This is a genomic window from Acinetobacter sp. UBA3132, assembly GCF_002364825.1.
Classification (GTDB): domain Bacteria; phylum Pseudomonadota; class Gammaproteobacteria; order Pseudomonadales; family Moraxellaceae; genus Acinetobacter; species Acinetobacter schindleri.
In genome coordinates this window covers 1-7,800 of sequence record NZ_DEZM01000163.1, presented here as the reverse complement: position 1 = coordinate 7,800, position 7,800 = coordinate 1, and the positions used below count along the sequence as shown (strand labels likewise).

Genomic DNA, 7,800 nt, shown 5'->3' with positions numbered 1-7,800 from the left:
ATTAAAAAAAATACTTTAATCGAGGAAATATTTATGGTGATTTTCACGATCATTTATTAATAATTTTTCATTTTATAAAAGTTTATATTTTAATCACTCTTAATAAATCACTTTATTAAGAAATATAATTAACCGATTATATGAAAGCTATTATCTAAATACACTTTTTTACTTCTTAAAAAATCTAAAAACAAAATACTCAATATAGATACTCAATACCTCTACTAAACAGTACTTAATTTCAATTTATGATGGTCATGTTATTTAGTGTAAAAAGGTGACAAGTAAATTATTTTTTATAAGAAATAGAAAAGATACTTTGAAGATATTATTTTTAGTAGCTGTAGAGTATGGGAGAGCTAAAAACTTAAAGAATTCCAAAATGGATTTCGATATAAAATAATTTACAGCACAAATACAAAGCCTTATCAAATTCTCCTTTACAATCAAATTGGCAGGAAATGTACCTGACATCAAAATATAAGACAGACATACTGTAGAGCTGTCATATATCCACCTGATTAGGCAAAATGACAAATCATAAATAGGCTGAACATCGGCCCATAACACTCATTGATGGAATACCTTATGCAATGTCCTAAATGTGGCTCAACAGATATTGAACAACGTGATCATGAGCAAAATCTGAAAAAAATTGGCGGTCTACTCATGACCTCTGCAGGTGCAACGGCGGGAACTGTAGGTGGGGCAGCTTCAGGTGCGTCGATTGGTGCTGCGATTGGGACTGTGGCAGGCCCACTTGGTGTAATTGTCGGCGGAACAGTCGGGACTTTCGTTGGCGCAATTAGTGTTGGGATTACTGGTGGTGTGGTCGGTAACTTCTTGGGTAAAAAAGCTGGTGTAACCGTAGATCGTAACCTGTTTCTGGATTATCGTTGTCTGAAGTGCAAATATCGCTTTAATATTCAGACAACAACTGCTCAGGCACTGGAAGTGAATAAAGAAGATTCTCGGGAATCGAGTGATCAGGACAATAAAATCTGAAACTTATTGTCCTGATTGAGAATTATTAAACCTGATTTAACTTTAAAGCTATTTCTGCCAAGCGCTTACCCTGAGCTTCACATAGTACCTTTTCATCTTGGCTTAGTGCCTGATCATGGCGTGCACCACTGACATGGCTGGCGCCGTAGGGTGTACCACCCGTTTTAGTATTTGATAATGCTGGAACAGCATTACTTAGTCCCATGATCATCATACCGTGGTGGAACAACGGCGGAAGCATACTCAGTAATGTACTTTCCTGGCCGCCATGCATTGCACCAGAGGCTGTGAACACGCATGCCGGCTTAGCATGCAAAGCTCCATTCAACCAAAGACTGGTGGTCTGATCCCAGAAATATTTCATTTCAGCAGCCATATTGCCAAAACGTGTTGGCGAACCCACTGCCAAAGCAGAACAGTTCGCCAATTCATCTAGTGTACAGTAGATATCCCCTTCCGCTGGAATACTCGCCTCTGCTTCTTTTACCACAGTGGAAAGATTCGGCACCGTTCTGATCTTCACTGCCATACCTACGGATTCAACCCCATTGGCAATCAGATGTGCCATCTCTTTGACTGAACCATATTTGCTGTAATATAAAACAAGGACATAAGGTTGCATATGATGAATGTTCGATACTAAAAAAAGAAAACTATACGGTATTTTTCTGTTTTTTTGGGTAAGCTGAACCAGAAAATTCATGATGTATAAGAAATTGAGACAACAAGCGCATGATCGTTGAATACTTAAAGAAATTACCTTTTTATGAAAAACACTGGTTTCAATTTATTTTATTTGTACTTAGGCGCTTTGAGGCGGATCGTTGCCGTGAACAGGCAGGCTCATTAACTTATACTACTTTGTTTGCTGTAGTACCAATGCTGACGGTTTTTCTGGTGATCATCTCTTCAATTAAGGCACTAGAACCTGCACGTCAGCAACTTCAGGAAATGATCTATACCAATTTCCTGCCCAAGACCACCATTGCCTTTGATAAAGCCCTGAGTGCTTTTACTGACAAATCCAGCAATCTGACCATCATCGGGATCCTGTTCCTGTTTATTACCACCGTGATGATGCTGACCAGTATTGAGACAGTATTTAACCGAATCTGGCGTGTCACAGAAACACGTGGCGGGATTATCGGCTTTATGCGCTATTGGACCATTATTTCTTTGGGTCCAATTTTACTCGGTAGCGCTTTCGTGATTTCTTCAACTGTAGCGTCCATGAATGTACTGAGCAATAACTTTGCCGGCTACGAATTGAATGGTGCTTTTATACTGTGGCTCATTTCATTTTCTTTGACGATTATCGGCTTCTTTATCCTGAACTGGACCATTCCTAACCGCAGTGTACCGATCAAATCTGCATTCGTGGGCGGTTTATTTAGTGCAGTGGTTTTTGAACTCTTAAAGAACCTGTTTGGCTTTGTCATGTCCAATTTCACCAGTTATGAAATTGTCTATGGTGCTTTTGCAGCGGTTCCTATTTTCCTGCTCTGGATTTATCTGTCCTGGAATATTGTCCTGCTCGGAGTTGAGATCAGTTATGCAATCACTGCATTTGAATCGGGCCAAGATTGCAAAATCCATCCAATTCTGATGTTACTGGATTTACTGGAGCTGTTTTACCGTAAGCAGAAAACTGGAGAAAGTATCAGTGAAGCACAGGCACTCGAAGTTTTAGGACGAGATGAAATTGGCCGTTTGCCAAGCTATATCAGCATGTTTGAAAAACAGAATCTGATTAAACGTACGGAGGATAATGAATATGTCTTGGTACGTGATCTGGATCAGGTCAATTTCTGGGATTTCTACCTCAAACTTCCTTATGCCCTGCCACACACACATCAAATTGAAAATCTTCAGATCAATGACCTCTGGATGCAGCGGCTACAACCCAAATTACGAGAAGCAGATCATTATTTAGCGGAAAATCTGGGCATTCCACTTTCAGAGCTGTTTAAGCAAAAGGAAATGCAGAATGAAACTCAAACTCCACCTAAGCCTTAAACACTTCAATAAAAATCCTCTCTTATGAGAGGATTTTTATTGGGAATTATATAAGTAAGTTTTTCAGTAAAAATTTTCACTGTGTTATTCACGTTTTTTTAAACACTATCGATAACCAAATATTTTAAGGAACTACTTTTATATTTTTCGGCTTTAGCCATCCCTGCAAACTTACTAACACGACACCCAGCATGACCATGATCGTACCGATAATAAAGTTCATCTCAATTTCTTCATCCAGTAACAGAATTCCAAAAATCATACCAAAAACCGGTGTTAGAAAAGAAAATACACCCAGACGTGAAGCCAAATATTTTTTCAGCATCCAGAACCAGACCAGATAACTAGCAAAAGAAATGACCACTGTATGAAAAATCAGACTAGAAATAGATAAGGTTGTCCAGTTCACCGTTGCTTGTCCTGTTATCCACGCAAGTGGTAACAGCAGCATGCCGCCCATCAAGAGCTGATAGAACAAAGTTTGTGTTGCTGGAGCTTCAGCTAATCGTGTTAATCGAACACTCACAGTGGTAGCAGCCCAAAATATACCAGCCATTAAAGCCAACAAATCTCCCCAAAGCATACTGGCTTGCATAGCCTGACCAGTGTGGCTACGAAATAAGAAGCTCACCACGATCCCGCTAAACGCAACGAGAATTCCACCCCACTGTAATGGAGATAAATGTTCTGAAGGAAGTTTCCAGTGCAATCCCAATGCCACAAAAATTGGTGCGGTATATAATAATACGATGGTATGTGAAGCAGAGGTATAACGCAGTGCTTCAGCGACCAGGTAAAACTCTAAAGCGAACAATACCCCGACCAGCAAACCTGCCGGAAGATAGCTACGGCTCCATAGCTGGCGCCTTACACCTGCTTGAATCAAAAGATAAACCATTAATGCAGATAAGGCTGAACGTAATGCAATCTGCATCAAGGCTGAAATATCTGGTGCTGCCAGCTTAAGCACTACCTGCTGTAGTCCCCATAACAGACACAGGACAAACATAATTAACGAGGCTTGCGCATCAAGCGCTTTACGCTGCTCCACAATTTCAACTCTACGCACATCATCAAAGATGCACACTATAAATCTGTCAGAAATAAAAGATATACTTTAAAACAGACAAATAATCGCATTATTCAGGCAATCTAACGTGAGAAGCAATAAAACAGTCGCTCAAGATATTAAGCAACTTAGAACCAATGATGATATTGACGCAGCTCTGTGGATTAATTTTCGTGAAGACCCGACTCTGTCAGTCTATCCATTGCATGATCATGCTTGGGGAGAGTTTATCTATGCTTTTAATGGCATCATGGAAGTGAAAATTGGGCATATTGATTATATTACCCCTCCGCCTTACGGTGTATGGCTACCACCTAACTTACAACATAGTGGTTTAAATCGTACCGATGTTTCACATGGAACTTTTTATATTCATGAAAGTTTATGTACAGGTTTACCAAATCAGCCGGGAATCTTATTAACCAGTCCTCTGGTCACTTCACTCTTGCAGCATTTAAAATTACATCCGACTAATGTAAGGTCAGAAGAGCATCAACGTTTATTACACGTGCTGCTTGATCAACTTAAACAGGCACAGATGATTGGCAGTTATTTGCCGCATACTGAACATCCTCAACTCAGGCAAATTCTGGATTACCTACATCAAAATCCAGAGAATAACAGTACCTTGCAGCATTTGGCAGCTATGCATAACCTGACTGAACGCACCTTGGCGCGCTACTGCCAGAAGGAGCTGAGAATGTCACTCAATGAATGGCGGCAGCGTCTGAAAGTCATCAAAGCCATGTCTATGCTGAAACAGCAAAAAACTGTAGAAAATATTGCCTTTGATCTGGGCTATGCCAATGCCTCAGCCTTTATTCAAATGTTTAAGCGCTGGATGGGCTATACACCTGATCAATTCAGGAAGATTCATCAAGCCAGTTAAAAATTTTAAATAAAAATAAAGGAGCCTTTCGACTCCCTTATTTCCACATAAGATTCAGCTTATTTCACAAAGGTGGTCCAGATATATTCCTGATTTTTACCCTTTAAGGTCATTTTCAGCTGTTCACCAGAGTGCAATGCTGCTACACCCGCTGGTGTACCAGTCATTACCACATCCCCTTCTTCTAGGGTAAATACCTGACTGATATCTGCCAGCAATGTTCCCACATCAAAGATCAGTAAAGCAGTATCGCCTTTCTGACGCAGTTCATCATTTACATGCAGCGTATAGTGTACATCTTTCCAGTCATTTACTACGTCTTCAACTGACACCCAGTCAGAGAGCAGGCAAGCGCCATCATAAGCCTTGGCACGTTCCCATGGCTGGCCTTTTTTCTTAAGGTCATCCTGCAAATCACGTAAAGTCAGATCCAGACCCAAAGTCACAGCACCCACTACTTCTAAAGCTTTTGCAGGATCAGTTTCATTTTTCAGGGTACGGTCAATACGCAGGCTCAGCTCACATTCATAATGACAGCTGCCCAGATCACGATTCCATTCAATTCCTGCATCCAGATCGCCTAATGCACTTGGTGGCTTGATAAACAGGACCGGTCGGTCCGGAATGGCATTACCCAGCTCTTTGGCATGATCTGCATAACTGCGGCCGACACAAACGATCTTGGATGGACGTGTACTCATGATTGACTATTTTCCCTTTTAAATGTTGAAATTATTTCTTGAAAGTACGTTCGAAAATGCTTTGTTCGGTGGCATCGGCAAAGGCGCGTTTAGGTACGATCACCACAGTACGATTTTTAAGTTCCAGCATATAGGTCAGCTTGCCTTTGGCAAAGTTTTGCACTTCACTGTAATGCACGATCTTGTTGCGGCCATTATGGAAGATTTCGGCATGGTCCTGATACAGGTCAATACCCTGCTCGCTCTTACCGAACTGGTATTTCACAAACTGGCGTTTGAACATCATCGGCAGGAACCAGTAACGCATGATGCCCTGTAAAAGCAGAAAGAATGCACCCAGTGCCACGTAATAACGCCCTACCCCATCAAAGCCCATAGAAAAGCCCCAGATGATGATCCCGACACTTACCAAAGGAGTCAGAAATCGGCTGATCTGCTTTTTGCCAAAAGTAGCCAAAGCAAATCCATCCTGAGATTCTTCTAAAGTCAGAAAATAACGGGTCGATAAAGTCGGTGCTGACTCAGTCATAGCATCACATCAAAATATAAAAATCCTTGGCTCATACTATATCAAATTCACTGCTATCCCCATTAGCAAAATGTTCGGAAATGAATTACATATCTTTGCTTCCGCTCGCTATAAAAATCGTTTTTAATCCACAACTATCAGAATAATAAAATGCACAACAGGACGTTGTATGAAATCACTAAAATCGTGTCTGTTTTTTTGCCTCTGCACGACTTATATTCCTTTTAGCTGGGCGAAAATTATTCCTTGGACGCCTACACTTCCGAGCAGTATCGATGTCTTTTCCGGTAGTCCACAGCAGCTAGCGGATTTGACCGGTGACCGATTATTCATCTATGCACATCCTCGACAATCCTTACAGCTTCCGACCTTTAAGCAGACAGCTGCTCAAAGTGTACAATTTTATAGCAGTGCGGTGGTATTACCGATTCCTGAGGCTCAGGTTAAAAAACATCTTTTAAATTATCAGGGCTATGCCGGCCTGTTTCCAGCGCTCAAGTCTGCTCAGATTCTGGAGTCCCGCGGACACATCCAGCAAGTACGTTATCAGGTACATATTCCTACGCCCATTCCAGTACTGAATTTTAAGGAAAATGTGGTGATGCAGCATCATGTGTCAGAAAACAGTATTGAAACTTTAATTGTGGATGCCCCGATTCCTTATGGTGCTGGACGGCTGGAATGGTTTGCACTTGGAGCAAATAAAACCTTGGTCACCGTGACGCAATGGGGCGACTTAAATCAGCCGAAAGGCTTTCTGTTTAGCAAAATTTTAAATGCCTTACCTGAAGCTAAACTGGGTATTCCTGCTGGTACCAATGCTTTCCTGCTTGAAGCTTTACAGCAACGTTTTAAATCCCAGTCGAGCATTCCATTATCTGCAAGCCAGATCCCGCAAGTACATTTTAATGCCGGGCAAATTCAGAAAATCACTCAACTGAGTCAGCAGTCTGCCCAGCCTGTCAGCTTTATTCTGCCTGCACGTCAGCTCAAATATGGTCAAGCCTCAGAAAACATGCGTTTTAGTAGCAGTTTTCATTATTATCCACAACCGGTTCAGAAACTGCAGCCTTGGCTTGCAGCTGATGCCAGTCAGCAATTATTCCCACGACAGATTCGTAAAGTGGAACTCAATCCAGTGAATCGTCAGCAGATGGATGCTAACTATAAGGTATCGGTTGGGTTGGGAGTGATCCAGATTCCATTCGATTTCAAGCTTCGTTATCAACAACCCTCGCCTTTGCAAAGCCAGTTTGATGCGATTGGTGGAGATTTAAAATTTGTAAAGGCAGGAATGAAACTGCTGCCACAAGCTCATGGCACTTTATTTCAAATGACCAGCAGCATGAAGATCCATGATCAGGCCCCATTTTTATTACGTGCCATGCGCAGTATGCCTTATCACGATATTCTGCCAGCAGTTGGAGCAAATACGGTCTATGCACTTAAAATACAGCAAAAGCTGAAGTAAATTCAAAATCAGTTATTGTTATTTTATATCTATAAATCAAAAAATACAGACGTAAAAAAACCGCATCAATGTGCGGTTTTTTGAGAATTCTTATCAAGATTGGTGCGCTCAGAGAGATTC

The 7,800-nt window shown here is 41.2% G+C and carries 8 protein-coding genes; 4 read left to right on the top strand and 4 right to left on the bottom strand.

Annotated features, from left to right (window positions below):
• Positions 1-576 precede the first annotated feature (576 nt).
• The gene (locus B4033_RS08860) at positions 577-1,005 is read left to right on the top strand and encodes a hypothetical protein (protein ID WP_286833274.1); all 429 of its coding nucleotides are present in this window, start codon (positions 577-579) and stop codon (positions 1,003-1,005) included.
• A 25-nt stretch (positions 1,006-1,030) separates the two neighbouring features.
• Here the strand turns inward: B4033_RS08860 and wrbA are convergent, their stop codons facing one another.
• On the bottom strand, positions 1,031-1,627 hold the full coding sequence (wrbA, locus tag B4033_RS08855) for an NAD(P)H:quinone oxidoreductase (protein ID WP_262478900.1): 597 nt from the start codon (positions 1,625-1,627) through the stop codon (positions 1,031-1,033).
• A gap of 110 nt (positions 1,628-1,737) precedes the next feature.
• On the opposite strand from wrbA, the gene B4033_RS08850 reads away from it, so the two are divergent.
• On the top strand, positions 1,738-3,021 hold the full coding sequence (locus B4033_RS08850; protein ID WP_004809745.1) for a YihY family inner membrane protein: 1,284 nt from the start codon (positions 1,738-1,740) through the stop codon (positions 3,019-3,021).
• Between the two features lie 124 nt (positions 3,022-3,145).
• Here B4033_RS08850 and B4033_RS08845 read toward each other — a convergent pair whose 3' ends face one another.
• Positions 3,146-4,072, bottom strand: coding sequence for a DMT family transporter (locus tag B4033_RS08845; RefSeq protein ID WP_286833275.1), 927 nt, complete (start codon positions 4,070-4,072; stop codon positions 3,146-3,148).
• Between the two features lie 106 nt (positions 4,073-4,178).
• On the opposite strand from B4033_RS08845, the gene B4033_RS08840 reads away from it, so the two are divergent.
• Complete coding sequence (locus B4033_RS08840; protein ID WP_286833273.1) at positions 4,179-4,979, top strand: AraC family transcriptional regulator; 801 nt, start codon at positions 4,179-4,181, stop codon at positions 4,977-4,979.
• A 59-nt stretch (positions 4,980-5,038) separates the two neighbouring features.
• Here B4033_RS08840 and B4033_RS08835 read toward each other — a convergent pair whose 3' ends face one another.
• Both B4033_RS08835 and B4033_RS08830 read right to left on the bottom strand, forming a co-directional pair.
• The gene (locus B4033_RS08835; RefSeq protein ID WP_286833272.1) at positions 5,039-5,680 is read right to left on the bottom strand and encodes a fumarylacetoacetate hydrolase family protein; all 642 of its coding nucleotides are present in this window, start codon (positions 5,678-5,680) and stop codon (positions 5,039-5,041) included.
• Positions 5,681-5,711: 31 nt separating this feature from the next.
• Positions 5,712-6,209: a YcxB family protein gene (locus tag B4033_RS08830; protein ID WP_004809751.1), complete on the bottom strand. Its 498-nt coding sequence runs from the start codon at positions 6,207-6,209 to the stop codon at positions 5,712-5,714.
• A 169-nt stretch (positions 6,210-6,378) separates the two neighbouring features.
• On the opposite strand from B4033_RS08830, the gene B4033_RS08825 reads away from it, so the two are divergent.
• Positions 6,379-7,680 (top strand): SRPBCC family protein, encoded by a 1,302-nt coding sequence (locus B4033_RS08825; RefSeq protein WP_286833271.1) that lies wholly within the window; start codon positions 6,379-6,381, stop codon positions 7,678-7,680.
• The last annotated feature ends 120 nt before the right edge of the window (positions 7,681-7,800 follow it).